This window comes from Xylophilus sp. PBN-3R (assembly GCF_057747805.1).
Genome location: NZ_CM173225.1, coordinates 2,521,845 through 2,546,592, shown reverse-complemented (window position 1 = coordinate 2,546,592; position 24,748 = coordinate 2,521,845). Strand labels below are relative to the sequence as shown.

At 63.6% G+C, this 24,748-nt stretch carries 25 protein-coding genes; 12 read left to right on the top strand and 13 right to left on the bottom strand.

Annotated features, from left to right (window positions below; translation table 11 throughout):
* Positions 1–132 precede the first annotated feature (132 nt).
* Positions 133–1,242 carry an aspartate-semialdehyde dehydrogenase gene (asd, locus tag AC3ANW_RS12095; RefSeq protein ID WP_488341092.1) on the bottom strand — a complete coding sequence of 370 codons (1,110 nt, stop codon included), beginning with the start codon at positions 1,240–1,242 and terminating at the stop codon, positions 133–135.
* Between the two features lie 339 nt (positions 1,243–1,581).
* Here asd and AC3ANW_RS12090 point away from each other — a divergent pair, with 339 nt between their 5' ends.
* Positions 1,582–2,880 carry a sensor domain-containing diguanylate cyclase gene (locus AC3ANW_RS12090; protein WP_488341091.1) on the top strand — a complete coding sequence of 433 codons (1,299 nt, stop codon included), beginning with the start codon at positions 1,582–1,584 and terminating at the stop codon, positions 2,878–2,880.
* A 9-nt stretch (positions 2,881–2,889) separates the two neighbouring features.
* Here AC3ANW_RS12090 and leuB read toward each other — a convergent pair whose 3' ends face one another.
* The 8 genes from leuB to grpE form a co-directional block, all read right to left on the bottom strand.
* Positions 2,890–3,969: a 3-isopropylmalate dehydrogenase gene (gene leuB, locus AC3ANW_RS12085; protein WP_488341090.1), complete on the bottom strand. Its 1,080-nt coding sequence runs from the start codon at positions 3,967–3,969 to the stop codon at positions 2,890–2,892.
* A gap of 40 nt (positions 3,970–4,009) precedes the next feature.
* Positions 4,010–4,663: a 3-isopropylmalate dehydratase small subunit gene (gene leuD / locus AC3ANW_RS12080; RefSeq protein WP_488341089.1), complete on the bottom strand. Its 654-nt coding sequence runs from the start codon at positions 4,661–4,663 to the stop codon at positions 4,010–4,012.
* Between the two features lie 16 nt (positions 4,664–4,679).
* Positions 4,680–6,101 carry a 3-isopropylmalate dehydratase large subunit gene (gene leuC, locus AC3ANW_RS12075; protein ID WP_488341088.1) on the bottom strand — a complete coding sequence of 474 codons (1,422 nt, stop codon included), beginning with the start codon at positions 6,099–6,101 and terminating at the stop codon, positions 4,680–4,682.
* A 42-nt stretch (positions 6,102–6,143) separates the two neighbouring features.
* Positions 6,144–7,088, bottom strand: a complete 945-nt coding sequence (locus AC3ANW_RS12070; protein ID WP_488341087.1) for a LysR family transcriptional regulator — start codon at positions 7,086–7,088, stop codon at positions 6,144–6,146.
* Positions 7,089–7,194: 106 nt separating this feature from the next.
* Entirely contained in the window at positions 7,195–8,352 is a 1,158-nt protein-coding gene (gene dnaJ / locus AC3ANW_RS12065; protein WP_488341086.1) for a molecular chaperone DnaJ, read from the bottom strand.
* On the bottom strand, positions 8,352–8,945 hold the full coding sequence (locus tag AC3ANW_RS12060) for a TMEM175 family protein (RefSeq protein WP_488341085.1): 594 nt from the start codon (positions 8,943–8,945) through the stop codon (positions 8,352–8,354). Before AC3ANW_RS12060 ends, dnaJ begins: the two co-directional genes overlap by 1 nt.
* A gap of 86 nt (positions 8,946–9,031) precedes the next feature.
* Complete coding sequence (dnaK, locus tag AC3ANW_RS12055) at positions 9,032–10,972, bottom strand: molecular chaperone DnaK (RefSeq protein WP_488341084.1); 1,941 nt, start codon at positions 10,970–10,972, stop codon at positions 9,032–9,034.
* A 131-nt stretch (positions 10,973–11,103) separates the two neighbouring features.
* Positions 11,104–11,655 carry a nucleotide exchange factor GrpE gene (gene grpE / locus AC3ANW_RS12050; RefSeq protein WP_488341083.1) on the bottom strand — a complete coding sequence of 184 codons (552 nt, stop codon included), beginning with the start codon at positions 11,653–11,655 and terminating at the stop codon, positions 11,104–11,106.
* A gap of 266 nt (positions 11,656–11,921) precedes the next feature.
* On the opposite strand from grpE, the gene rpsF reads away from it, so the two are divergent.
* The 5 genes from rpsF (at position 11,922) to dnaB (ending at position 14,964) form a co-directional block, all read left to right on the top strand.
* On the top strand, positions 11,922–12,356 hold the full coding sequence (gene rpsF, locus AC3ANW_RS12045) for a 30S ribosomal protein S6 (RefSeq protein ID WP_488341082.1): 435 nt from the start codon (positions 11,922–11,924) through the stop codon (positions 12,354–12,356).
* A gap of 45 nt (positions 12,357–12,401) precedes the next feature.
* Positions 12,402–12,692, top strand: coding sequence for a primosomal replication protein N (gene priB, locus AC3ANW_RS12040; RefSeq protein WP_488341081.1), 291 nt, complete (start codon positions 12,402–12,404; stop codon positions 12,690–12,692).
* 15 nt (positions 12,693–12,707) lie between these two features.
* On the top strand, positions 12,708–12,989 hold the full coding sequence (gene rpsR / locus AC3ANW_RS12035) for a 30S ribosomal protein S18 (RefSeq protein WP_160554545.1): 282 nt from the start codon (positions 12,708–12,710) through the stop codon (positions 12,987–12,989).
* Between the two features lie 12 nt (positions 12,990–13,001).
* Entirely contained in the window at positions 13,002–13,454 is a 453-nt protein-coding gene (gene rplI, locus AC3ANW_RS12030) for a 50S ribosomal protein L9 (protein WP_488341080.1), read from the top strand.
* A gap of 91 nt (positions 13,455–13,545) precedes the next feature.
* Entirely contained in the window at positions 13,546–14,964 is a 1,419-nt protein-coding gene (gene dnaB / locus AC3ANW_RS12025; RefSeq protein ID WP_488341079.1) for a replicative DNA helicase, read from the top strand.
* A gap of 15 nt (positions 14,965–14,979) precedes the next feature.
* Here dnaB and AC3ANW_RS12020 read toward each other — a convergent pair whose 3' ends face one another.
* The 4 genes from AC3ANW_RS12020 to AC3ANW_RS12005 all read right to left on the bottom strand — a co-directional run bounded on the left by AC3ANW_RS12020 (position 14,980) and on the right by AC3ANW_RS12005 (position 18,443).
* Complete coding sequence (locus AC3ANW_RS12020) at positions 14,980–15,369, bottom strand: hypothetical protein (RefSeq protein ID WP_488341078.1); 390 nt, start codon at positions 15,367–15,369, stop codon at positions 14,980–14,982.
* 2 nt (positions 15,370–15,371) lie between these two features.
* Complete coding sequence (locus AC3ANW_RS12015; protein WP_488341077.1) at positions 15,372–17,222, bottom strand: PhoH family protein; 1,851 nt, start codon at positions 17,220–17,222, stop codon at positions 15,372–15,374.
* Between the two features lie 178 nt (positions 17,223–17,400).
* Positions 17,401–17,880, bottom strand: a complete 480-nt coding sequence (locus AC3ANW_RS12010) for a peroxiredoxin (protein WP_488345415.1) — start codon at positions 17,878–17,880, stop codon at positions 17,401–17,403.
* Positions 17,881–18,068: 188 nt separating this feature from the next.
* On the bottom strand, positions 18,069–18,443 hold the full coding sequence (locus AC3ANW_RS12005) for an Mth938-like domain-containing protein (protein ID WP_488341076.1): 375 nt from the start codon (positions 18,441–18,443) through the stop codon (positions 18,069–18,071).
* A gap of 158 nt (positions 18,444–18,601) precedes the next feature.
* On the opposite strand from AC3ANW_RS12005, the gene AC3ANW_RS12000 reads away from it, so the two are divergent.
* The 6 genes from AC3ANW_RS12000 to moaD are packed head-to-tail and all read left to right on the top strand — an operon-like array spanning position 18,602 to position 24,742.
* Positions 18,602–19,825 (top strand): pyridoxal phosphate-dependent aminotransferase, encoded by a 1,224-nt coding sequence (locus tag AC3ANW_RS12000; protein WP_488341075.1) that lies wholly within the window; start codon positions 18,602–18,604, stop codon positions 19,823–19,825.
* Between the two features lie 33 nt (positions 19,826–19,858).
* Positions 19,859–21,181, top strand: coding sequence for a homoserine dehydrogenase (locus AC3ANW_RS11995; RefSeq protein WP_488341074.1), 1,323 nt, complete (start codon positions 19,859–19,861; stop codon positions 21,179–21,181).
* Between the two features lie 34 nt (positions 21,182–21,215).
* The gene (gene thrC, locus AC3ANW_RS11990) at positions 21,216–22,658 is read left to right on the top strand and encodes a threonine synthase (protein WP_488341073.1); all 1,443 of its coding nucleotides are present in this window, start codon (positions 21,216–21,218) and stop codon (positions 22,656–22,658) included.
* Positions 22,659–22,668: 10 nt separating this feature from the next.
* Positions 22,669–23,217, top strand: a complete 549-nt coding sequence (gene mobB, locus AC3ANW_RS11985) for a molybdopterin-guanine dinucleotide biosynthesis protein B (RefSeq protein WP_488341072.1) — start codon at positions 22,669–22,671, stop codon at positions 23,215–23,217.
* Positions 23,214–24,479 (top strand): molybdopterin molybdotransferase MoeA, encoded by a 1,266-nt coding sequence (locus AC3ANW_RS11980; protein ID WP_488341071.1) that lies wholly within the window; start codon positions 23,214–23,216, stop codon positions 24,477–24,479. The genes mobB and AC3ANW_RS11980 overlap by 4 nt, the downstream gene beginning before the upstream one ends.
* Positions 24,476–24,742, top strand: a complete 267-nt coding sequence (gene moaD, locus AC3ANW_RS11975; RefSeq protein ID WP_488341070.1) for a molybdopterin converting factor subunit 1 — start codon at positions 24,476–24,478, stop codon at positions 24,740–24,742. The genes AC3ANW_RS11980 and moaD overlap by 4 nt, the downstream gene beginning before the upstream one ends.
* The last annotated feature ends 6 nt before the right edge of the window (positions 24,743–24,748 follow it).

Here is a 24,748-nt window from a genome sequence, read left to right as displayed (position 1 = left end):
TGGGCACCATAGCACCATTGCCCTTGTAGTGACAAGACAACAGCCCGACCGGTGGCGGGCGACGCACGAGCGACGCCCTGGCTGCCGGAAGCCGTTGTGACACGGCAACGCGGCTGAGGCCGGGCGTGCCGGTCAGCGTGCCAGCAGGATGCGCAGCATGCGGCGCAGCGGCTCGGCGGCGCCCCACAGCAATTGGTCGCCGATGACGAATGCCGACAGGTATTCGCCACCCATGTTCAGCTTGCGCACGCGACCCACACCCACTTCGAGTCCGCCGGTGATGGCGGCCGGCGTGAGTTCCTTCACCGTGACGGCGCGGTCGTTAGGCACCCACTTCACCCAGGGGTTGCCCGCCTTGATGATGGATTCGATCTCGGACAGCGGCAGGTCCTTTTTCAGCTTCAGCGTCAGGGCGAGGCTGTGGCAGCGCATGGCGCCGATACGCACGCACAGGCCGTCGACCGGGATGACGTTTTCGGTGTCGAGGATCTTGTTGACCTCGGCCTGGCCCTTCCACTCTTCCTTGGACTGGCCGTTTTCCAGTTGGGCGTCGATCCAGGGGATCAGGCCGCCGGCCAGCGGTGCACCGAAGAATTCTGTCGGCACGTCCTTGCGGATGGTCGCGGCCACCTTGCGGTCGATGTCCAGGATGGCGGAAGAGGGCGTCAGCAGTTCTTCGGAGACCGCGTCATGCACCACGCCCATGCCCTTGAGCAGTTCGCGCATGTGGTTGGCACCGCCGCCCGAGGCCGCCTGGTAGGTCATGGAGCTGACCCATTCGACCAGTCCCTGCTTGAACAGTCCGCCGACGCCCATCAGCAGGATGGAGTTGGTGCAGTTGCCACCGATGTAGTTCTTGACGCCCTTGTCGAGCGCGCGCTGGATCACGTCGTCGTTGACCGGGTCGAGCACGATGACGGCGTCGTCCTTCATGCGCAGCGTGGATGCCGCGTCGATCCAGTAGCCGGTCCAGCCGGCAGCGCGCAGTTTGGGGAAGATGTCGGTGGTGTAGTCGCCGCCCTGGGCGGTGATGACGATGTCGCACTTCTTGAGTGCCTCGATGTCATGGGCGTCCTGCAAGGTGGTGTGCAGCTTTGCCTGGGCCGGGGCCTTGCCGCCGGCGTTCGAGGTGGAGAAGAACACCGGCTCGATGACGTCGAAGTCACCTTCTGCCTGCATGCGATCGATCAGCACCGAGCCGACCATGCCGCGCCAACCGACCAGACCTACCAACTTGCTCATTTTCGAAAACCCTCAGTGAAGAAACCGGTGAAAAAAGACTCGACCGGACTGAATTCGCCTGGCTCGTCTTGGCCAGGGAGGGCGCACGACGAACCAGGCTGGATCAGCCCTTAATGGTCGTGGTTTTGGTGGTGATTGCGCGCTGGGCCACGCCGGCCGTGACGGCGGGGGCGGTGTTCAGGGGGAACGGGCGAGCGGCAAACATGGTCGCGGATTATAGGGGATGGCAATTACCGGCCGGCGTAGCGTTCTCGCATCACCGGTCAGGTTTCGTCAGGTAACCGGGTTTTATAGTGCCGCCTGGATTTTTCCGCCGCCCACCCGACCAGGTTACATGTCATGCCCGCATCAGTCGGCTCCTTGTTAATGCCCGTCTTCCAGGACGATATCGCCCACCTCCGCGACCTGCTGGACAACAACAGCGACTGGATCTGGGAGGTCGATGCCCAGGGACGCTATACCTATTGCTCAGCCATGGTCATGGCGCTGCTGGGACGCCCGCCTGAAGAGGTGCTGGGGAAGACGCCGTTCGACTTCATGCCGCCCGCGGAGGCGGCGCGGGTGGGGCAGGCCTTCGGCGCCATCGTTGCGGTCGCCCGGCCTTTCTCGGGCCTGGTCAATCGCAACCAGCGGCCGGACGGAAGCATCGTGGTGCTGGAGACCAGCGGCGTTCCGCTGTTCGACACGAACGGCCAGTTGCGTGGCTATCGGGGCATCGACCGCGACATCTCGGCGCTCGGCGAACGGGTGCTGCAACTGGAAGCGGTGTACGACAGCGCACCCGTGGCGCTGTGCACGGTCGACCGGTCCGGCACGGTCGTCATGGCCAATCAGGCGATGGGGCTGCTGCTGGGCCATCCGGCAGCGGATGTTCCCGGCCTGCTGATGGCCGACGTGATGCCGGTGGCCGTGGCGCAGATGCAGGAAGACTTCCAGCTCGCCGACGCCAACGGCGGGACAGCCATGCCGAGCCATGAATTCGAGTGGAAGGGCCGCTGGTTCTATGCCACGCCGCATGTGCTGCGCGACGCCCGCGGCGAGGTGGCCGGCCTCTCGATGGCATGGATGGACATCACCGCACGCAAGCTGGCCGAGCAGCAACTGACCGATGCCAACGAGCGCCTGGAGCTGTATGCCCGGCAGGACTACCTGACCGGCCTCTACAACCGCCGTTACCTGGATGAACGGCTCGCGCGCGAGATTGCCCGGGCGCAGCGCGACAGCCAGACGCTGTCGGTCTGCATGGTCGATGTCGACCACTTCAAGGCCTACAACGACACGCAAGGTCACCTGGCGGGCGATGCCTGCCTGCGGACGGTGGCGCGCGCACTGGCGCTCGAGGTGCGGCGGCCGGGCGATCTGGTCAGCCGCTACGGCGGCGAAGAGTTCGTGTTGGTGCTGGCGGCGACCGATGCGCGAGGCGCCGTCAAGGTGGCCGAGCAGGCGCGTGCGGCGATCGAGGCCTTGCGCCTGCCGCATCCGGATGCACCGGCGGGCATCGTCACGGTTAGCCTGGGCCTGGTCAGCTGGAGCCCGGACGGCAAGGGCCTGGCCGATCCGTCGGGACTGCTGCGTTCGGCGGATCAGGCGCTGTACGATGCCAAACGCGCCGGCCGCAACTGCGTCCGGGCGCGCTGACTGTCAAGTTCAGGCGGTCAGCGCCTTCACCACGGCATCACCCATCTGCACGGTCGTCACCCTGATGGTGCCTTCGCTGTAGATGTCGGCGGTGCGCAGCCCATCGGCCAGAACCTTCTGGACGGCGGCTTCGATGCGATCGGCTGCGGCCGGCTGCTGCAGCGAGAAACGCAACATCATGGCCGCGCTGAGGATGGTCGCCAGCGGGTTGGCGATGCCCTTGCCGGCGATGTCGGGTGCGCTGCCGTGGCTGGGTTCGTACAGGCCTTGCTGACGGTCGTTGAGCGAGGCCGACGGCAGCATGCCGATGGAGCCGGTGAGCATGGCGGCGGCGTCCGACAGGATGTCGCCGAACATGTTGCCGGTGACCACCACGTCGAACTTCTTGGGTTCCTTCACCAGCTGCATCGCGGCGTTGTCGACATACATGTGGTCGAGCTTCACGTCCGGATATTGCTGACCGACTTCGGTGACCACGTCCTTCCACAGCTGGAAGGTCTCGAGCACATTGGCCTTGTCGACGCTGGTGACACGGCCGCCGCGCTTTTGCGCCGCCTTGAAGGCCACATGCGCGATGCGTTCGATTTCCGGGCGGCTGTAGCGCATGGTGTCGAAGGCTTCTTCCGAACCGGGGAAATGACCGTCGGTGGCCACACGGCGGCCGCGCGGCTGGCCAAAGTAGATGTCGCCGGTCAGCTCGCGGATGATGAGGATGTCCAGGCCGGCGACCAGTTCAGGCTTCAGGCTGGAAGCGCCCACCAGCTGTTCGTAGCAGATCGCCGGCCGGAAGTTGGCGAACAGGCCCATCTGCTTGCGCAACCCCAGGATGGCCTGCTCGGGGCGCAGCGGGCGGTCGAGCGTGTCGTATTTCCAGTCGCCGACGGCGCCGAACAGCACTGCGTCGGACGCCATCGCCAGTGCCAGCGTGGCTTCCGGCAGCGGATGGCCGCTGGCTTCATAAGCCGCGCCGCCGACCGGGGCGGACTCCATCGAAATGTCGAGCTTCAGCGCCTCCAGCACCTTCACGGCTTCCGCGATGATTTCCGGGCCGATGCCGTCACCCGGCAGGATTGCGATCTTTTGGGTCATGTCTTTTGAAGTCTGTATTTGCAGTTGAATCGGACGCCGTTCAGGCGCCGACCATCGTGTGGGCCAGCCAGGGCTTGGTTGTCAGGCGCTCGGCTTCGAAGGCCTTGATCTTGTCCTTGTGGCGCAGCGTCAGGCCGATGTCGTCGAAGCCGTTCAGCAGGCAATAACGGCGGAAGGCGTTGACGTCGAACGCGATCTCCTCGCCCTGCGGCTTGACGATCACCTGGCGCTCCAGGTCGACCGTCAGCTGGTAGCCGGGGAAGGCGGCCACTTCGTCGAACAGCTGGGCGATGGTGGCCTCGGGCAGCACGATCGGCAGCAGGCCGTTCTTGAAGCTGTTGTTGAAGAAGATGTCGGCAAAACTCGGGGCCAGGATAGTGCGGAAACCGAACTGGTCGAGTGCCCAGGGTGCGTGTTCGCGGCTCGAGCCGCAGCCGAAGTTCTTGCGTGCCAGCAGCACGGACGCGCCGGCATAGCGCGGCAGGTTCAGCACGAAATCCGGATTGGGTTTGCGCAGGGCCGGATCCTGGCCCGGTTCGCCGTGGTCCAGGTAACGCCATTCGTCGAACAGGTTGACGCCGAAGCCGGTCTTGCGGATCGACTTCAGGAACTGCTTGGGAATGATGGCGTCTGTGTCGACGTTCTCGCGGTCCATCGGCGCGACGAGACCCTTGTGTACGGTGAATTTCTGCATGTCGGTATCTCCGCGATCAGGCGAATTGGCGGATGTCGATGAAGTGGCCGTGGACAGCGGCTGCGGCTGCCATCGCCGGGCTGACCAGGTGGGTCCGGCCACCGGCGCCTTGCCGGCCTTCGAAGTTGCGGTTGCTGGTAGATGCGCAGCGTTCGCCCGGCTCCAGGCGGTCGGCGTTCATCGCCAGGCACATCGAGCAACCGGGTTCGCGCCATTCGAAACCTGCGGCGCGGAAAATCACGTCCAGGCCTTCGCGTTCGGCTTGTTCCTTCACCAGACCCGAACCCGGCACGACCATCGCCAGCTTGACGTTCTTGGCAACCTTCTGGCCCAGCTTCTTCACCACGGCAGCGGCCTCGCGCATGTCCTCGATGCGGCTGTTGGTGCAGGAGCCGATGAACACCTTGTCGATCAGGATGTCGTTGATCGGCTTGCCCGGCTCCAGGCCCATGTAGGTCAGCGCGCGTTCGATGGCACCGCGCTTGTTGCTGTCCTTTTCCTTGTCGGGATCCGGCACACGGGCGTCGATGCCCAGCACCATTTCGGGCGAAGTGCCCCAGGTGACCTGCGGAACGATCTGCGAAGCGTCGAGTTCGACGACGGCGTCGAACACCGCGTCGGCGTCGGAATGCAGCGTCTTCCAGTAGGCGACGGCCTGGTCCCATTCCACACCGGTCGGTGAAAGCGGGCGGCCCTTGAGGTAGGCGATGGTCTTGTCGTCCACCGCGACCAGGCCGGCACGGGCACCGCCTTCGATGGCCATGTTGCAGACGGTCATGCGGCCTTCGACGCTCAGCGCCCGGATGGCCGAACCGGCGAATTCGATGGTGTAGCCGGTGCCGCCGGCGGTGCCGATGCGGCCGATGATGGCCAGCACGATGTCCTTGGCGGTGCAGCCGGCGGGCAGCTTGCCTTCGACCTTGATCAGCAGGTTTTTGGCCTTTTTGGCGAGCAGGGTCTGCGTTGCCATGACGTGCTCGACTTCGCTGGTGCCGATGCCGTGCGCCAGTGCACCGAAAGCGCCGTGGGTGGATGTGTGGCTGTCGCCGCAGACCACGGTCATGCCGGGCAGGGTGGCGCCGTTTTCCGGGCCGATGACATGCACGATGCCCTGGCGCTTGTGCATGAACGGGAAGAACGCGGCGGCGCCGAGGTTCTCCATGTTGTCGTTCAGCGTGGTGATCTGTTCCTTGCTGATCGGATCGGTGATGCCGTCGTAGCCCTGTTCCCAGCCGGTGGTCGGCGTGTTGTGGTCGGCGGTGGCCACGATGGAGCTGACACGCCAGACCTTGCGTCCGGCCTGGCGCAGGCCTTCGAAAGCCTGGGGGCTGGTGACTTCATGCACCAGATGGCGGTCGATGTAGAGAACGGCGGTGCCGTCCTCTTCGGTATGGACGACGTGTTCGTCCCAGATCTTGTCGTAGAGGGTGCGTCCCATGGCGATCTTTCCTGTCTTGGTTCTTCGTGGGTGATTTGGTGCTCAGGCGGCTGCCGTCAATGCGGCCGCCGGTGTCGTGAGATGTTCGACCAGCATGCGTGCGGTGACGGGCAGGGCATTGAAGTCCCGGGCGACCAGGCGGAGTTCGCGGCGGGCCCAGTCGTCCTGCAGGCTGACGCAGCGCAACGCGCCGACGCCTCGCATCAGGGCAAATGCGCGGTCCGGCAACACGCCGATGCCGAGGCCGTTGTCGATCATGCGGCACATGGCGTCGAGGCCGGTGACCTGTATGCGCTGCTTGAGCGGCCGACCCGCGCCGACGGCGGCGCGCTGCATGGCCAGGCTGATGCTGCTGCCGGCATGCAGGCCGACGATGTCGTAGTCCAGCGCGTCGGCGAAGGGGCATTCGCCACGGCCTGCGAGCCTGTGGCCTTGCGGCACGACGAGTACCAGACGGTCTTCGCGATAGGCCTGGCTCTGCAGTGAATCCACCGCGCCGTCGGTGGATGCGTAGTGGCAGACACCGACATCGGCGGCACCTTCACGCACGGCCTGGGCGACCTCGGCGCTGAGATGTTCCTCCAGGTCGATCTTGACCTGGCCATGGCGGCCGACAAAACTGCCCAGGTCTTCCGGCAGGAACTGCACGATGGCCGATATGTTGGCGTGGATGCGGATGTGCCCGCGAACGCCCTGGGCGTATTCGCTCAGTTCACCCTGCATCTTTTCGAGCCCGAACAGCACGGCGCGGGCGTGGTGAAGAAGGTTTTCGCCGGCAGGTGTCAGGGTGACGCCGCGGCTGTGGCGCGAGAGGAGGGCGGTATCGACGGTGGCTTCGAGTTCTGCCAGGCGTTTGCTGACGGCGGATGCCGCGATGAATTCACGTTCTGCCGCGCGCCCGATGCTTCCGAGCTCGCAGACTGCAACAAACAGCTGCAGCGAGGTGAGATCGATTCGGCGGGCGAAATTGCGTTCTGAGTTTTTCATCGGGCATCGCCTTTTGCGATGATCCGACTATTTTCCCAGCAATTTCACCCGCCGTCATCTCCGTTTGCGATGACTCGGCTCGCCGGAAACGGCGGGCCGGCTTCGTTCAACTGAAGAGGTTCTTCAGTTTGTCGGTCCAGCTTTCGCCGCTGGGGGAATGTTTGGCGCCACCCTTCTTCAGTGAATCTTCCAGTTCACGCAGCAGCTTGCGCTGGTGTTCGGTGAGCTTGACCGGTGTCTCGACCGCGATGTGGCAATACAGGTCGCCCGGATAGCTGGCGCGAACGCCCTTGACGCCCTTGCCGCGCAGGCGGAACTGCTTGCCCGCCTGGGTGCCTTCGGGGATGTCGATGGCCGCCTTGCCGGCAAGCGTGGGCACTTCGATCTCGCCGCCTAGCGCGGCGGTGATGAAACTCACCGGGACCTGGCAGTGCAGGTCGTCGCCGTCACGCTCGAAGATGTCGTGTTTGCGCACCCGGATCTCGATGTACAGGTCGCCGGCCGGGCCGCCGTTGGTACCGGGCTCGCCATTGCCGACGCTGCGGATGCGCATGCCGTCGTCGATGCCTGCCGGAATCTTCACTTCCAGCGTCTTCTGCTTCTTGACCTGGCCCTTGCCGTGGCATGCGGTGCAGGGCTCGGGGATGACTCGGCCGGTGCCGTGGCAGGTCGGGCAGGTCTGCTGCACGCTGAAGAAACCCTGGCGCATCTGAACGCTGCCCTGGCCGTTGCAGGTGTGGCAGGTCTTGGCGCTGGTGCCGGGCTTGGCGCCGGAGCCGTGGCAGACCTCGCAGGATTCCCAGCTGGGGATGCGGATCTGTGCTTCCTTGCCCTTGGCCGCTTCTTCCAGCGTGATCTCCATGGCGTAGCTGAGATCGCCGCCGCGGTAGACCTGGCGGCCGCCCCCGGCGCCAGCACGGCCTCGACCCGCACCGCCCTGGCCGAACATGTCGCCGAAGATGTCGCCGAAGGCCTCGGCAAAACCGCCGAAACCTTCGCCGCCGGCGCCGCCGGGGCCGCGCATGTTGGGATCGACGCCGGCATGGCCGTACTGGTCGTAGGCTGCACGTTTTTGCGCGTCGGAGAGCATCTCGTAGGCTTCCTTGCCTTCCTTGAATTTCTCTTCCGCTACCTTGGCCGAGTCACCCTGATTGCGGTCGGGGTGGTGTTTCATCGCAAGCTTGCGATAGGCCTTCTTGATGTCCTCTTCACTGGCGTTTTTCGCCACGCCGAGGATTTCGTAGTAATCGCGTTTGGTCGCCATCAGCGTTCCATGTTTTCTTGTTGAAGGGTGCGCTCGATGCGCCTGTCAGGCACCAGCCATAACAGCGCCACCACCACGTAGAGGGCACCCGAGAGCCAGGGGTTGACGAACGCAAGCGCCATGCCGACAAGGTAGCCCAGCGGCGACACCTTGCCTTTCCAGTCGCGTCCGATGGCACGTGCCAGCACCTGCCGGTTGGCCGGTTCGCGGATCAGGGTGCGTTCCAGCAGCATCCATGCCATCGCACTCATCAGCAGGTTGGCTCCGTAGAGCGTCAGAGACTGTCGGCTGAACTCGTTTTCACCCATCCAGGCGGTAGTGAACGGCATCAGCGAAAGCCAGAACATCCAGTGGAGGTTGGCCCACAGGATGCCGCCGTTGACCCGCTGCACCGTCTGCATCAGGTGATGGTGATTGCACCAGTAGATGCCGACGTAGATGAAGCTAAGTACGTAGCTCAGGAACACCGGCCACAGGTGCAGCAGCTCGGTGAAGGTTCCATATCCGCGCGGCACCTTCAGGTCGAGCACCATGATCGTGATGATGATCGCGATCACGCCGTCGCTGAAAGCTTCGAGTCGGGTGGTCTTCATGGCGGCAGCGTCTGGAGGAAGCCTCAACGTCAACAAGCCGGCCGGCATGGATTTCTCCACGGCGGCCGGCTTGCTGGCGCAGGGGGTCAGCCCTTCTTGACTTCCTTCACCTCGGCGTCGACCACATCGTCGTCAGCCGGCGGGCTGGTAGCGGTGTTCTGTGCCTGCGGCTGGTCGCCGGTGGGCTGGGCACCCGCTGCTGCCTGTTCGGCTGCATAGATCTTTTCGCCGAGCTTCTGGCTGACGGTCATCAGCGCGGCGCTCTTTTCGTCGATGGCGGCCTTGTCCTCACCTTTGAGGGCTTCTTCCAGAGCCTTGATGGCGGCTTCGATCGCTTCCTTTTCGGACGCTTCGAGCTTGTCGCCATGCTCGGTCAGCGACTTGCGCACGCTATGGGCAGCGCCTTCGGCCTGGTTGCGGGCCTGCACCAGTTCGACCTTCTTCTTGTCGTCCTCGGCGTTCAGCTCGGCATCCTTCACCATCTTCTGGATCTCGTCCTCCGACAGGCCGGAGTTCGCCTTGATGGTGATCTTGTTTTCCTTGCCGGTTCCCTTGTCCTTGGCGCCGACGTGCAAGATGCCGTTGGCGTCGATGTCGAACGACACTTCGATCTGCGGCATGCCGCGCGGCGACGGTGCGATGCCTTCCAGGTTGAATTCACCCAGCGACTTGTTGGCGGCGGCCAGTTCGCGCTCGCCCTGGAAGACCTTGATCGTGACGGCCGGCTGGTTGTCGTCGGCGGTGGAGAAGGTCTGTGCGAACTTGGTCGGGATGGTCGTGTTCTTGGTGATCATCTTGGTCATGACACCACCCAGGGTTTCGATACCCAGCGACAGCGGCGTCACGTCCAGCAGCAGCACGTCCTTGCGGTCGCCCGACAGCACCTGGCCCTGGATCGCGGCGCCCACGGCGACGGCTTCATCGGGGTTCACGTCCTTGCGGGGTTCCTTGCCGAAGAATTCCTTCACCTTTTCCTGAACCTTGGGCATGCGGGTCATGCCGCCGACCAGGATCACGTCCTGGATGTCGCCCACGGCGATGCCGGCGTCCTTGATGGCCATGCGGCAGGGGGCGATGGTGCGCTCGATCAGTTCGTCGACCAGGCTTTCCAGCTTGGCGCGGGTCAGCTTGATGTTCAGGTGCTTCGGGCCGCTGGCATCAGCCGTGATGTAAGGCAGGTTGACGTCGGTCGATGCGGACGAGGACAGCTCGATCTTGGCCTTCTCGGCGGCTTCCTTCAGGCGTTGCAAGGCCAGGACGTCCTTGGACAGGTCGACGCCCTGATCCTTCTTGAACTCGGTGATGATGAAGTCGATGACACGCTGGTCGAAGTCTTCGCCGCCCAGGAAGGTGTCGCCGTTGGTCGACAGCACTTCGAACTGCTTTTCACCGTCGACGTCGGCGATCTCGATGATGGAGACGTCGAAGGTGCCGCCGCCCAGGTCGTACACGGCGATCTTGCGGTCACCCTTTTCGTTCTTGTCGAGGCCGAAGGCCAGCGCCGCGGCGGTGGGTTCGTTGATGATGCGCTTGACATCCAGGCCGGCGATGCGGCCGGCGTCCTTGGTGGCCTGGCGCTGCGCGTCGTTGAAGTACGCGGGCACCGTGATCACAGCCTCGGTGACGGCTTCGCCCAGGTAGTCCTCGGCGGTCTTCTTCATCTTGCGCAGGATTTCAGCGCTGACCTGCTGGGGAGCCAGCTTGTTGTCGCGCACCTGCACCCATGCGTCACCGTTGTCGGCTGCGGCGATCTTGTAAGGCATCAGGTCGATGTCCTTCTGCACTTCCTTTTCGGTGAACTTGCGGCCGATCAGGCGCTTGATGGCGTACAGCGTGTTGCGCGGGTTGGTGACGGCCTGGCGCTTGGCGGAAGCGCCGACCAGAATCTCGCCGTCTTCCTGGTACGCGATGATCGAAGGCGTGGTGCGAGCGCCTTCTGCGTTCTCGATCACCTTGGTGGTGTTGCCTTCCATGATGGCGACGCACGAATTGGTCGTGCCCAGGTCGATACCGATGATCTTGCCCATGTGAATTTCTCCTGATCTAAAAAATTTGCTTGTCGTCGAGTTGTGGATAACTTTGCGCGATTCAAGAGGCTGCGCTCATTGAAAATGCGGCCGTCCCTCGACGGTATCCGCGCCGGATGGCGCCGTGTTTTTTATTTGGGGGCGGCGACCGTCACCAGCGCCGGACGCAGCACGCGGTCGGCGATGAGGTAGCCTTTTTGCAGCACGCCCACCACGGTGTTGGGCTCTTGTTCGGCCGGCACCATGCTGATGGCCTGGTGCTGATGCGGATCGAACCTGGTCCCGGCGGCCGGAGCGATGGTCATGACCTTGTTGCGCTCGAGTGCGGCGACCAGCTGGCGCAACGTGGCTTCGACGCCTTCGCGCAGTTGTTCGGGCGTGGCTTCCTTGACGTTCAGCGCGGCGTCCAGGCTGTCGACCACCGGCAGCATGCTGTCGGCAAAACTCTCGATGCCGAACTTGCGCGCCTTGGAGATTTCTTCTTCGGCGCGGCGACGGGCGTTTTCAGCCTCCGCCTTGGCGCGCAGGAACTGGTCGGCCAAGTCGGCGCTTTTTGCCTGCAGGGCGGCGAGTTCGTTCTGCGCCTGGGCCAAGGCATCGGCCGAATTGGCGTGCAGGGCGGCTTCGACTTCTTCCGGGCTCTGGGCTTCGGACGGATTTGGGTTTGGGTTGTGTTCGCTCATCTTCTTTGGGGATCGGCGGAAATTGAATGGCACGCGCGCTAACTCGGGACGCGGCGTGCCTTTTCAAGGGCGCGCCAGGATTTTTTTAAGAACGGGTTTTGAAACGGGCCGCATTGCCGGGGCTCCGCACAATTTTATGGTGGCGAATTCAATTGGCAGCTATACTCGTGGGCTTTGCCTTGTCGTACCGCTTTTAGACGCAGCGGGCGACTGCCACCCGGGTGTTCTGCATGTGCAGACAAAGAGCCCATCCACAAGGAGAGTCTATGCGTCATTATGAAATCGTCCTCTTGATCCATCCGGACCAGAGCGAACAAGTGCCAGCCATGCTGGAACGCTACAAGGGCATGATCGTTGCCGGCGGTGGCAAGGTCCACCGTGTCGAGGATTGGGGCCGTCGTCAACTGGCGTACCTGATCAACAAGCTGGCCAAGGCCCATTACCTGTGCATCAACATCGAAGCCGACCAGGCCGTGATGGCTGAACTGGAACACGCTTTCAAGTTCAACGATGCCGTTCTGCGCCACCTGACCGTGCTGCGCAAGAAGGCCGACACCGCTCCTTCGTCCATGATGAAGACCGTCGAGCGCGAAGAAGCCCGCAAGCAACAGCAAGCTGAATTCGCTGCTGCCGGCGAACGTGGCGAGCGCCCGGACCGTGGCGACCGTGCTGACCGCGGCGATCGCGGCGACCGTTCCTAAGCAGACGCGCTGCGCTACGTCATCCCAGCCAGTCATCCCGAGGGAGTGGACAACCGCCTGACCATCACTGCCAGCATTTCAGAGGCCAAACCTTTGCGCTATACGCCCGCCGGGCTGCCCGCACTGGACTTCCGCCTTGAACATGCCTCGCGCGCCGCCGAAGCCGGTCTGGAGCGTGAAGTCAAAGCAGAGATTCGAGCCGTTGCCATTGGTGCGCTAGCCGACAGGTTGGCCGGTCACGAGATCGGCAGCCTCTGGCGGTTCACCGGCTTCATTGCCACCCCGCGAAACGGCAGGAGCGTCGTGTTCCACGTTCAGGATTTTCAACAGATTTAATTTCAGGAGTCCACCATGCCCGGACCGAAACGTTTCAACAAGGACAAGCGTCCAAAGCGCAACACCCAATCGCTGCTGTTCCGCCGCAAGCGCTTCTGCCGCTTCACCGTCGCCGGCGTCGAAGAAATCGACTACAAGGATGTCGACACCCTGCGTGACTTCATCGGCGAAAACGGCAAGATCGTTCCCGCACGCCTTACCGGCACCCGCGCGATCTACCAGCGTCAACTCAACACCGCCATCAAGCGTGCCCGCTTCCTGGCCCTGGTCCCGTACAGCGACCAGCACAAGATCTAAGGAGCCTCTGTCATGCAAATCATTCTGCTCGACAAGGTCGTCAACGTCGGCAACCTGGGCGACATCGTCAAGGTCAAGGACGGCTTCGCCCGCAACTTTCTGATCCCTACCGGCAAGGCACGTCGTGCCACCGCGTCGGCGAAGGCCGAATTCGAAGCCAAGCGCGTCGAACTCGAAAAGGCCGCGGCTGCCAAGCTGGCCGACTCGCAAGCCCAAGGCGAAAAGCTGGCAGGCAAGACCTTCAAGCTGACCCAGAAGGCCGGCGTCGACGGTCGCCTGTTCGGTTCGGTCACCAACCAGGACATCGCCGATGCCCTGGAAAAAGAAGGCTTCAAGGTTGCCAAGTCGCAGATCCGTCTGCCGAACGGCGCGATCAAGACCGTTGGTGACAACACCGTTTCGGTTGCCCTGCACACCGACGTGGTCGTCGAAGTCACCGTGACCGTCTACGGCGAAACCGCATAAGCGTTTCAGCCCTTCGGTTCAAGGCCGCCTCCGGGCGGCCTTTTTATTTGGTGTCTTCCACCGTAGCATCCGGTAATTCCATAGAACGCCCATGTCCGCCATTCCCGAACTCTCCAGCCACAACTCGCACGACGACACCGATACGGAAGTCGCCAAGCTGCGGATTCCGCCGCACTCGATCGAGTCGGAGTCCAGTGTGCTGGGCGGATTGCTGCTGGACAACGGCGCCTGGGATCGGGTGGGTGATCTGCTGAAGGATGTCGATTTCTATCGACATGAACATCGGCTGATATTCACGGCCATCGCCCAGCTGGTGAATGCTTCCAAGCCGGCCGATGTGATCACCGTCTTCGAGCAGTTGCAGACCATCGGCAAGGCCGACGAGGTGGGTGGCCTGACGTACCTGAATTCGCTCGCGCAATATGTGCCCAGCGCGGCCAACATCCGTCGTTATGCGGAAATCGTCCGTGAGCGCGGCATCCTGCGCAAGCTGATCAGCGCCAGCGACGAAATCGCTACGACGGCCTTCAATCCGCAGGGTGTGCCGGTAGCCAAGATCCTCGACCAGGCCGAGCAGAAGATCTTCAAGATCGGCGAAGAAGGCTCACGCATGAAGCAGGGTTTCCAGAGCATGGACACCCTGGTGGTCGATCTGCTGGACCGCGTCCAGGAGATGGCCGACAACGACAACGATGTGACCGGTGTGCCCACCGGGTTCATCGACCTGGACCGCATGACATCCGGCCTCCAGGCGGGTGACATGGTCGTGCTGGCGGCGCGACCCTCGATGGGCAAGACCGCATTCGCGGTCAACATCGCCGAACACGTGGCGCTGAACGAAGGCCTGCCGGTCGCCATCTTTTCGATGGAAATGGGTGCGGCGCAGCTGGCGGTGCGTATCGTCGGCTCCATCGGCCGTATCGACCAGGGGCATCTGCGGACCGGCAAATTGTCGGACGAGGAATGGCCGCGCCTGACCGAAGCTATCGAGCGCCTGCGCACCATTTCCCTGCACATCGATGAAACCCCCGGCCTTACGCCCAGCGAGCTGCGTGCCAATGCCCGTCGCCTGGCGCGCCAGTGCGGCAAGATGGGTTTGATCGTGGTGGATTACCTGCAGCTGATGAGCGGTTCGAATTCATCCGGCTCCGACAACCGGGCAACCGAATTGGGTGAAATCTCGCGAGGCTTGAAGATGCTGGCGAAAGAGTTGCAATGCCCGGTGATCGCGTTGTCGCAGCTCAACCGCAGCGTGGAGCAGCGTACCGACAAACGACCCATGATGAGTGACTTGCGTGAGTCCGGCGCCATCGAGCAGGACGCCGACATCATCATGTTCATCTACCGCGACGACTACTACAACAAGGACAGCAAGGAGCCGGGTGTTGCCGAAGTTATCATCGGCAAGCAGCGCAACGGCCCGACGGGAACGGTCAAGCTGGCCTTCCTGAAACCGCTGACCCGTTTCGAAAGCCTGGCGGGCGGCGGTATCGGCGCCGACCTCTACTGATCCGGCAGAAGCCGTTCAGTGTCTGCTGACCCAGGTCAGCAGACCGACGACGGCCAGCACAAGCAACCCGCAGAGCACCGTCAGCAGCTTCGCCCGGGCGCGCAGGGCGCCCATGGTCTGCACCACCATTTCGTGCTGCTCGGCCAGCGACTCGATGAGAGCCGCGGACTTGCGCTGTTCTTCTTCCAGCAGGTGAACCCGCTGCAGCAGCGCCTGCACCGCCTCGGCCACGGCCTGATGATCGCGGCCGTTGAGTGCCTGCGCGGAAAGGTCGGTGCTGGCCGTTGGCGGTTGGCCCGACTTGCTCGACTTGAACAGTTGTTTTGCCTGGCGCACCAGGCCCGGGGTCGACTTGAGTACGTCGTCCCAGGGCACCAGTTTCAGGGCTGTCAGCCACATCGACATGTTCAGAGCACCTCGCTGGCGAAGTCGGCCAGCCTTGAGCGTTCGCCGCGCGCCAGTGTGATGTGGCCGCCGTGCGGCCAGCCCTTGAACTTGTCGACCGCGAAGGTGAGGCCGGAGGAGCCTTCGGTGAGGTAGGGTGTGTCGATCTGCGCGATGTTGCCCATGCAGACGATCTTGGTGCCAGGGCCGGCGCGGGTGATCAGCGTTTTCATCTGCTTGGGTGTCAGGTTCTGCGCCTCGTCGATGATCACGTATTTGTTCAGGAAGGTGCGGCCGCGCATGAAGTTCAGGCTCTTTACCTTGATGCGGCTGCGGATGAGTTCGTTGGTGGCGGCACGGCCCCATTCACCGGCACCGCCGCCGTCGCCCTTGGCCAGGAACTCGAGGTTGTCGTCCAGTGCGCCCATCCAGGGGCCCATCTTTTCTTCCTCGGTGCCGGGCAGGAAACCGATGTCCTCGCCCACGCTCACCGTGGCGCGGGTCATGATGATTTCGGTGTAGCGGCGATCGTCCAGTACCTGTGTCAGGCCTGCGGCCAGAGCCATCAGGGTCTTGCCTGTGCCTGCCGTTCCGGTCAGGGTCACGAAGTCGACTTCGGGATCCATCAGCAGGTTCATCGCGAAGTTCTGTTCGCGGTTGCGGGTGTTGACGCCCCAGATGTTGTTCTTGGCCGAGCCATAGTCCTTGAGGGTCTGGAGCACGGCGGTTTTCTCGCGGATTTCGGTGACGCGGGCGTACAGGCTGGTTTCGCCCGGGGCCTCGAAATAAACGAACTGGTTGACCAGCATGCTGGGCACCACCGGGCCGCTGATACGGTAGTAGGTGTGGCCGCCCTGCTGCCAGCTTTCGACCGATTTGCCGTGACGGGCCCAGAAGTCTGCCGGCAGGGCCATCGCGCCTGAATACAGAAGGTCTCCGTCTTCGATGACCTTGTCGTTCTGGTAGTCCTCGGCGTCCAGGCCCAGGGCTCGAGCCTTGACACGCATGTTGATGTCTTTCGACACCAGCACGACTTCGCGCGGGGAGAGTTTGGCTCGCAGGGCTGCGACCACACCCAGGATCTGGTTGTCGGCCTTGCCCTGGGGCAGGGCGGCCGGGAGCGGATAGTCGAGCGCCTCCGTCTGAAAGAACAGGCTGCCGCCGGCTTCCCGATGGCCGGTAGTGTCGAGCTTCAGGCCGAGCGCGATGTCGGCACCCTGGGCGCCGGCCAGCGCATCCAGCGTCCGGCTGGTCTGGCGGCCGTTGCGGGCGACCTCGGTCATGCCTTTCTTGTGGCCGTCCAATTCTTCCAGGACGATCATCGGAAGGTAGATGTCGTGCTCCTCGAAACGGAACAGGCACATCGGGTCGTGCAGCAACACATTGGTGTCGAGTACGAACAGCTTGCTCGGGGTGTTGGTGGCACGACGCGGCTTGCGCGGGCTGGCGAGAGGTGGCGGCATGGGCGCCGGGGCCGCTGAAGGAGCTGCTGCGGGAATGCTGGCCTTGCCGCCACGACCGCGTGTGGCGGGTGCGCGGTTTTCCACCGGCTCCGGCAGACGAGCCTGGACGGCGGGTGCGGCGGGTGCGGCGCCCGGTGCGGTTTCGGCTCTGAACAGGGATGCGACCTGCGTAGACGGTGCCGATGCGGCGATCTCGGCCTGCGGCTCGGCTGCCAATCGGGTGCGGCTACGTGCCTTGGCTGCAACTGGGCGCAAATTGACCGGTGCCGGTGCACGCTCTTCGGCCACCGCTTCGGGTTGTCGGGTCGCGGCTTGCACCGGCTTGCCGGCAGGACGGTCCGCCAGGGTGGTGGCAAATGCCTCTTTGGGCAGTACGGCTGCGCGCTTGGCGGGGGCGGAAGGCAAAGGCATGGGCGTTCAACTCGCTAGGGAAAAATCGACCAAAACAAAAAAGCCGTCAGGTAAACCGGACGGCTTTCGTGGAGGAGCGCGGAGGTGATGACCTGCTGCATGAATTCATTATGCACGACCGCCGGAGGGTGTCCGGGGAGGGTCGTCGATGCTGAATTTCAGGCTCTGCCGGTGGGACTCAGGCTGCCTGGCGGTTGAGATCCTTGACCGCGGCGAGCACTTCATCGACGTGGCCGAGTACCTTCAGGCCGCGCCATTCGGCACGCAGGACACCGTCGGGACCGACGAGGAAGGTGCTGCGTTCGATGCCCTTGACCTTCTTGCCGTACATGATCTTGTTTTTGACAACACCGAACATGTGGCACATTTTTTCTTCGGTGTCGGCGATCAGTTCGAACGGAAGTTCGACCTTGGCCTTGAATTCGTCGTGCGACTTCATGTTGTCGCGCGATACGCCGAAGACGGTGGCACCAGCCTTGACAAAGTCCTTGTAGCGATCACGGAACTGCATAGCTTCCGTGGTGCAACCGGGCGTGTTGTCCTTGGGATAAAAATACAACACCACCGTCTGGCCGGCATGCGAGGTGTTGGAAACCTTGATTCCGTTCGTCGCGACTGCTTCAAATTCGGGAATGGGCTTGTTGACAACGATCGCCATGTGAGTTCTATTTCCTGTGACGGGATGTGCCGTTGGAATGCCGAGCAGCAAATGCCTCGAAGAGTTCTCGCAAGAGCTCTTAAAGGCGCTCGCTCGCGCGGCAGCAATCCAGCATTTTAACACCCACTCGCGTCCCTGCCTGCGGTCGGCGAAAAAGCCCCCTTACGGCGGCCTGTGTTTACCCGTATCTAGTCGGCTTCCAGCACCAGTGCAGCCACCACCCGCCGGCCTTCTCCGGCAAGGATGTTGTAGGTTCGGCAGGCCGCTGCGGTGTCCATGGTTTCAAGTCCAACGCGTTTGGCGATCAGTGGCTTCAGCCAGGCGGTAGGCGGAAACCTCAGGCGTTTGCCGCTACCGAAGATCACCACCTCTGCATCCAGTTCGGCGAGCCGCGCGAAGTGTTCCGCGGTGAGGTCGTCGAAGCTGGCGCACGGCCAGTCGATGCGTTCTCCCGATGCGCTGATCACCAGGCTTGCATGAATAGTGTCGGCCTCGATGGACACCCAGCCTGGGCCATAGGCGCGGATGGACTGGACGTCAAAACTATCGGGCTGGAGTTTCATGGGCGGGCGCTCGAAGGGGAGCAAAAAGAAGTATGAATGGAAGTGCAAGCGCGCCGGAACAGGTGTTGAAGCCTGCCTGCCGGCAGGTCCGGGTGCCGGTCGTGCGACTGTGGTCAAATTGTAGGTTTCGCCGCGTTTCGGTTACCGCCGGAGGGACTTTGAAGGCTATCCATAAATCCGCCAAGCTGGCCAACGTCCTCTATGACATCCGCGGTCCGATCATGGACCGCGCGAAGGAAATGGAGGAAGAAGGCCAGAAGATCATCAAGCTGAACATCGGCAACCTGGCGCCGTTCGGCTTCGATGCGCCCGAGGAAGTCCAGCAGGACATGATCCGACACCTGCCGCAGTCGGCGGGTTACTCCGACAGCAAGGGCATCTTCGCCGCGCGCAAGGCGGTGATGCACTACACCCAGCAGCAGGGCGTGAAAGGCGTGACGCTCGATGATGTCTACCTGGGCAACGGGGCTTCCGAACTGATCGCATTGGCTACCAACGCGCTGCTGGACAACGGCGACGAACTGCTGGTGCCGAAGCCCGATTACCCGCTGTGGACCGCCTGCACCAGCCTGTCGGGCGGATCGCCGGTGCATTACCTGTGCGACGAGGCGAACGGCTGGATGCCCGATCTGGCCGACATCCGCGCGAAGATCACGCCGCGCACCAAGGGCATCGTGGTGATCAACCCGAACAATCCGACGGGTGCGCTGTACTCCGATGAGCTGTTGCTGGGCCTGATCGCCATCGCCCGGGAGCACAGCCTGCTGATCTTTGCCGACGAGGTCTACGACAAAGTGCTTTACGACGACGTCAGGCACACCGCGATCGCCTCGCTGAGCGAAGACGTGCTGACCCTCACCTTCAATTCCTTGTCCAAGAGCTACCGCTCCTGCGGATATCGCGCCGGCTGGATGACGATCTCGGGCGACAAACGTTCTGCGCAGGATTACATCGAGGGCCTGACCATGCTTTCGAACATGCGGCTGTGCGCCAACGTGCCCGGCCAGTGGGCCATCCAGACGGCGCTGGGCGGTTATCAGAGCATCAACGAACTGGTCGGTCCCGGCGGCCGGCTGCGTCGCCAGCGCGACCTGGCCTACGAGCTGATCACCGCCATCCCCGGCGTGACCTGCAATCGCCCGCAGGCGGCCTTGTATATGTTTCCGCGTCTGGACCCGGACATGTACCCGATAGCGGACGACCGCCAGTTTTTTTTGGAACTGCTGAACGAGACCCGCGTGATGCTGGTGCAGGGGTCCGGTTTCAACTATCCCGGCAACCATCATTTCCGCATCGTCTTCCTTCCGCACGAAGACGATCTGCGCGAGGCGGTCGCCCGCATCGCACGTTTCCTGGACGGCTACCGCCGCCGCCACGCCTGAACACCCTTCTTTTGCATTGAGCGCATCCATTTCATGAAACCGATTCAAGTAGGCCTGCTGGGCATCGGCACCGTCGGCAGCGGCACCTTCAACGTGCTGAAGCGCAACCAGGAAGAAATCCGTCGTCGCGCCGGCCGTGGCATCGTGGTCACCATGGTGGCCGACCTGGACACCGAACGCGCACGTGCAGCGGTGGGCGAGGGCGTGACGGTGGTCGATGACGCCCGTTTGGTGGTGGCAAATCCCGAGATCGACATCGTGGTCGAACTGATCGGCGGTTATGGCATCGCCAGGCAACTGGTGCTCGAAGCCATCGAGGCCGGCAAGCATGTCGTCACAGCCAACAAGGCGCTGCTGGCGGTGCACGGCACCGAGATCTTCGCGGCCGCGCATCGCAAGGGCGTGATGGTGGCTTTCGAGGCGGCGGTCGCCGGCGGCATTCCCATCATCAAGGCGCTGCGTGAAGGCCTGACCGCCAACCGCATCGAATGGATCGCCGGGATCATCAACGGCACCACCAATTTCATCCTGTCCGAGATGCGCGACAAGGGCCTGGACTTCGACGTAGTGCTGAAAGAAGCGCAGCGCCTGGGTTATGCCGAAGCCGATCCCACCTTCGACATCGAAGGCGTGGACGCCGCCCACAAGGTCACGCTGATGTCGGCCATCGCCTATGGCATCCCGGTGCAGTTTGACAAGGCGCACGTCGAGGGCATCACCAAGCTGGGTGCGGCCGATATCCGTTATGCCGAACAGCTCGGCTACCGCATCAAGCTGCTGGGCATCACCAAGCGCGGCGCCGACGGCATCGAACTGCGTGTGCACCCGAGCCTGGTCCCCGCCAAGCGCCTGCTGGCCAATGTCGAAGGCGCGATGAACGCGGTGATGGTGCAGGGCGACGCCGTCGGCACCACGCTGTATTACGGCAAGGGTGCTGGCAGCGAACCCACTGCCAGCGCTGTGATCGCCGACCTGGTCGACATCGCCCGCCTGCACACCGCTGATCCGGAGAACCGCGTACCGCACCTGGCCTTCCAGCCGGATGAAATGAGCGACGTGCCGGTGCTGCCGATGAGCGAGGTCGTCACCAGCTATTACCTGCGCCTGCGGGTGGCCGACCAGGCCGGCGTGCTGGCGACCGTCACCGGCCTGCTGGCCGGCGCCGGTATCAGCATCGACGCGGTGCTGCAGCGCGAGTCCGACGAAGTCCGCGGCGAGGGCAGTCCGCAGACCGACCTGATCATCCTCACGCACGACACCCGCGAAGGCACGATGAACTCGGTGCTGGAACAGATTCAGGCCTTGAATACCGTGCTGGCACCCATCGTCCGTATCCGCAAGGAAGAACTGGCCTGACCGGCCCCGTCCGAGTCATCGAGGCTTCAACACCATGCTCTACATCTCCACCCGCGGTCATGCCGACCGCAAGCATTTCTGCGAAATCCTGCTGGAAGGCCTGGCGCCGGACGGCGGGCTCTACCTGCCGGAGTCGTACCCGCAGATCGACACCGCCACGCTGGAAAAATGGCGCACGGTTTATGCGACCCGGGGCTACGCCGAACTGGCCTTCGAAGTCCTGTCGCTCTACATCGACGACATCCCGGCCGAAGAGCTGCACAAGCTCTGCCTGCGCACCTACACCAAGGACGTTTTCGGCACCGACGAGATCGTGCCGCTGCGTGAACTCGAAGACGGTTTCTATCTCGAGGCACTGTCCAACGGACCCACGCTGGCTTTCAAGGACATGGCGATGCAGCTGCTCGGCAACCTGTTCGAATACGAACTGGCACGCCGTGGCGAAGAGCTCAACATCCTGGGCGCCACCTCGGGTGACACCGGTAGCGCGGCCGAATACGCCATGCGCGGCAAGAAGGGCGTTCGGGTCTTCATGACCAGCCCGCGTGGCCGCATGAGCCCTTTCCAGCAGGCGCAGATGTTCAGCCTGCAGGACGCCAATATCCACAATCTGGCGGTCGAAGGTGTGTTCGACGACTGCCAGGACATCGTCAAGGCGGTGTCCAACGACCTGGACTTCAAGCGCCGCTACCGCATCGGCACCGTCAACTCCATCAACTGGGCGCGGCTGCTGGCCCAGGTGGTCTATTACTTCGCCGGCTACTTCCAGGCCACGCCCGCGACCCCGCCCGGCGGCGAGCCTCGCAAGGTCAGCTTCTGCGTGCCGAGCGGCAATTTCGGCAACGTCTGCGCCGGCCATGTCGCCCGCATGATGGGCCTGCCGATCGACAAGCTGGTGGTGGCCACCAACGAGAACGACGTGTTGGACGAGTTCTTCCGCACCGGCATCTACCGGGTGCGCGCAAGCGCCGACACGCACGAGACTTCGAGCCCGTCGATGGACATTTCGAAGGCCAGCAACTTCGAACGTTTCGTGTTCGACCTGCTGGGCCGCGACGGCGCCGAAACCAAACGCCTGTTCTCGGATGAGCTGAACGAAAAAGGCTACTTCGCCCTCGACGAACACGCATCTTTCGTCGATGCCGCCGGCAAGTACGGTTTTGCCAGCGGCCGCAGCAGCCATGAAGACCGGCTGGAAACCATCCGCGATACCTGGAAACACCACGCCACCATGATCGACCCGCACACCGCCGACGGGGTGAAGGTCGGTCGCCCGCTCAAGCAGGCCGGCGTGCCGATGATCGTGCTTGAAACCGCATTGCCGGTGAAATTCGCCGCCACCATCGTCGAGGCGCTGCACCAGGAGCCGGATCGTCCGCACCAGTTCGATGGCATCGAGGCGCTGCCCAAGCGGGTCACCATCCTGCCGGCCGAAGCGGCCGCGGTGCAGCAGTACATCGTCGAACACTGCGCGTGAAGGCCATCGTTTGAAGGTCGTGGGTTTTGCCGGTTATTCCGGCTCCGGCAAGACCACCCTGGTCGAGGCGGTCATCAGGCTGCTGGTGGCCGGCGGCGAAACGGTCGGTGTCATCAAACATGCACACCACCGTTTCGACGTGGACCAGCCCGGCAAGGACAGCTGGCGCCACCGCAAGGCGGGCGCGCGCGAAGTTCTGGTGGCATCCGACATGCGGCTGGCACTGATGCGCGAATATGCCGCGCAGCACGAACCCACGGCGCACGAACTGATCGCCGAACTTCATCCCAGCCTCGACTGGGTGCTGGTCGAAGGGTTCCGGGGCAGCGACCTGCCGAAGATCGAGGTCTGGCGCGCGCCGTCGGCCGACTTCGACGGGCATGCCGCGCACTATCCGGTCGACCCGCAGGTGCGCGCGGTCTGCACCGATCGCCAGGATCTTCTGCCTGTCGCCACGGCCTTGCCGCTGCTCGACTGGACCAGGCCCGCCGAGGTTGCCGCATGGATGCGCCACAACGCCGAGTCGTTCACCTATCAAACGCCCGCCACGAGACCATGAACACACCTGCACAACCCGTTTCCGGCGGTGCGCCTCGCAAGGCCCTCACCGCGCTCGACGATGCCCTGGCAGAACTGCTGTCGCATGCGGTGCCGCTGTCGGACGAAGCGGCCTTCGAGGTCATCTCGACCTTCGACGCCGACCGCCGCGTGCTGGCCGAAGACCTGGTCTCCGAACTTCAGGTGCCGCCCAACGACAACAGCGCGATGGACGGTTATGCCATCCGCCTCGCCGACGTGCCGGTCGAAGGCACCGTGCTTGCGGTGTCGCAGCGCATCGCGGCCGGCCATGCGCCGCAGCCGCTCGACGCCGGAACGGTGGCGCGCATCTTCACCGGTGCGCCGGTTCCGGCGGGTGCAGATGCGGTGGTCATGCAGGAGCATTGCACCGCGCTCGACGGTGACCGGGTCCGCATCGACCGGGTGCCGCCGGCGGGCGACGCCATCCGCCGTGCCGGCGAAGACGTGGCGCGGGGTTCGGTGGTGCTGGCTGCCGGCACCCGACTGGGTCCGGCGGCGCTGGGCCTGGCCGCCAGCATCGGCCGTGCCACGCTGAAAGTGGCGCGCCGTCCGCGGGTCGCCCTGTTTTCCACTGGCGACGAACTGGTCATGCCGGGTGACAAGGCGCCGGCCGACATGCCGCCCGGCGCCATCTACAACTCCAACAGATTTCTGCTGCGCAGTTTGCTGGAGCGTTTCGGCTGCGCGGTCACCGACCTGGGCATCGTGCCCGACAACTACGACGCCACCATCGCCGCGTTGCGCACCGCGTCACAGGCCCACGACCTGGTGCTGACCAGCGGCGGCGTATCGGTCGGCGAAGAAGACCATGTCAAGCCCGCGGTGCAGGCCCTGGGCCAGCTCACTCTCTGGCAGATGGCCATGAAACCCGGCAAGCCCTTTGCATACGGGAAGGTCGGCGGCGCGCATTTCATCGGTCTGCCGGGTAATCCGGTGTCGAGTTTCGTCACGTTCCTGCTGATGGTGCGGCCGTTCGTGCTCAAGCTGCAGGGTGCCACGCGTTACCGGCCCGACCCGCTGCCCACGGTGGCGCACTTCAACTGGCCCAAGGCCGACCCGCGCCGTGAGTTCCTGCGTGTGGCCCGCAATGCTTCGGGCGGACTGGAACTGTTCTCCCACCAGGGTTCGGGGGTGTTGACCTCGATGGTGTGGGGCGACGGTCTGGTGGACAACCCGCCGCATTCCCCCATCGCGTCGGGCGACCTGGTGCGATTCCTGCCATTTTCCGAGTTGCTGTCATGAGCAAGGCGATCACCGTTCGATTGAGGTTTTTTGCATCCGTACGCGAGGCGGTCGGCACTGGCAGCGAAAGCCTGTCGACGCAGGCGGCCACGGCATCCGAACTGCGCGACGAGCTCATCGCCCGCGGCGGCGGCTGGGCGGAAGGCCTGGCGCGCGGACGTGCCGTGCGAGTGGCAGTCGACCAGTTGATGCTGCAAACCGAAAACAGCGCGCTGGCCGACGGCTGCGAAGTCGCGTTTTTCCCGCCGGTGACCGGTGGCTGAAAGCAT

What these genes read in the sequence shown, in the direction of transcription:
- thrC (WP_488341073.1), top strand. Translation starts at nt 21,216, where the DNA reads ATGCTCTACATCTCCACCCGCGGTCATGCCGACCGCAAGCATTTCTGC.
- dnaJ (WP_488341086.1), bottom strand. Translation starts at nt 8,352, where the DNA reads ATGGCGACCAAACGCGATTACTACGAAATCCTCGGCGTGGCGAAAAAC.
- rpsF (WP_488341082.1), top strand. Translation starts at nt 11,922, where the DNA reads ATGCGTCATTATGAAATCGTCCTCTTGATCCATCCGGACCAGAGCGAA.
- dnaK (WP_488341084.1), bottom strand. Translation starts at nt 10,972, where the DNA reads ATGGGCAAGATCATCGGTATCGACCTGGGCACGACCAATTCGTGCGTC.
- AC3ANW_RS12005 (WP_488341076.1), bottom strand. Translation starts at nt 18,443, where the DNA reads ATGAAACTCCAGCCCGATAGTTTTGACGTCCAGTCCATCCGCGCCTAT.
- AC3ANW_RS12090 (WP_488341091.1), top strand. Translation starts at nt 1,582, where the DNA reads ATGCCCGCATCAGTCGGCTCCTTGTTAATGCCCGTCTTCCAGGACGAT.
- asd (WP_488341092.1), bottom strand. Translation starts at nt 1,242, where the DNA reads ATGAGCAAGTTGGTAGGTCTGGTCGGTTGGCGCGGCATGGTCGGCTCG.
- AC3ANW_RS12060 (WP_488341085.1), bottom strand. Translation starts at nt 8,945, where the DNA reads ATGAAGACCACCCGACTCGAAGCTTTCAGCGACGGCGTGATCGCGATC.
- AC3ANW_RS12010 (WP_488345415.1), bottom strand. Translation starts at nt 17,880, where the DNA reads ATGGCGATCGTTGTCAACAAGCCCATTCCCGAATTTGAAGCAGTCGCG.
- leuD (WP_488341089.1), bottom strand. Translation starts at nt 4,663, where the DNA reads ATGCAGAAATTCACCGTACACAAGGGTCTCGTCGCGCCGATGGACCGC.
- AC3ANW_RS12070 (WP_488341087.1), bottom strand. Translation starts at nt 7,088, where the DNA reads ATGAAAAACTCAGAACGCAATTTCGCCCGCCGAATCGATCTCACCTCG.
- leuB (WP_488341090.1), bottom strand. Translation starts at nt 3,969, where the DNA reads ATGACCCAAAAGATCGCAATCCTGCCGGGTGACGGCATCGGCCCGGAA.
- AC3ANW_RS12020 (WP_488341078.1), bottom strand. Translation starts at nt 15,369, where the DNA reads ATGTCGATGTGGCTGACAGCCCTGAAACTGGTGCCCTGGGACGACGTA.
- moaD (WP_488341070.1), top strand. Translation starts at nt 24,476, where the DNA reads ATGAGCAAGGCGATCACCGTTCGATTGAGGTTTTTTGCATCCGTACGC.
- rplI (WP_488341080.1), top strand. Translation starts at nt 13,002, where the DNA reads ATGCAAATCATTCTGCTCGACAAGGTCGTCAACGTCGGCAACCTGGGC.
- grpE (WP_488341083.1), bottom strand. Translation starts at nt 11,655, where the DNA reads ATGAGCGAACACAACCCAAACCCAAATCCGTCCGAAGCCCAGAGCCCG.
- rpsR (WP_160554545.1), top strand. Translation starts at nt 12,708, where the DNA reads ATGCCCGGACCGAAACGTTTCAACAAGGACAAGCGTCCAAAGCGCAAC.
- AC3ANW_RS12015 (WP_488341077.1), bottom strand. Translation starts at nt 17,222, where the DNA reads ATGCCTTTGCCTTCCGCCCCCGCCAAGCGCGCAGCCGTACTGCCCAAA.
- leuC (WP_488341088.1), bottom strand. Translation starts at nt 6,101, where the DNA reads ATGGGACGCACCCTCTACGACAAGATCTGGGACGAACACGTCGTCCAT.
- AC3ANW_RS11995 (WP_488341074.1), top strand. Translation starts at nt 19,859, where the DNA reads ATGAAACCGATTCAAGTAGGCCTGCTGGGCATCGGCACCGTCGGCAGC.
- dnaB (WP_488341079.1), top strand. Translation starts at nt 13,546, where the DNA reads ATGTCCGCCATTCCCGAACTCTCCAGCCACAACTCGCACGACGACACC.
- AC3ANW_RS11980 (WP_488341071.1), top strand. Translation starts at nt 23,214, where the DNA reads ATGAACACACCTGCACAACCCGTTTCCGGCGGTGCGCCTCGCAAGGCC.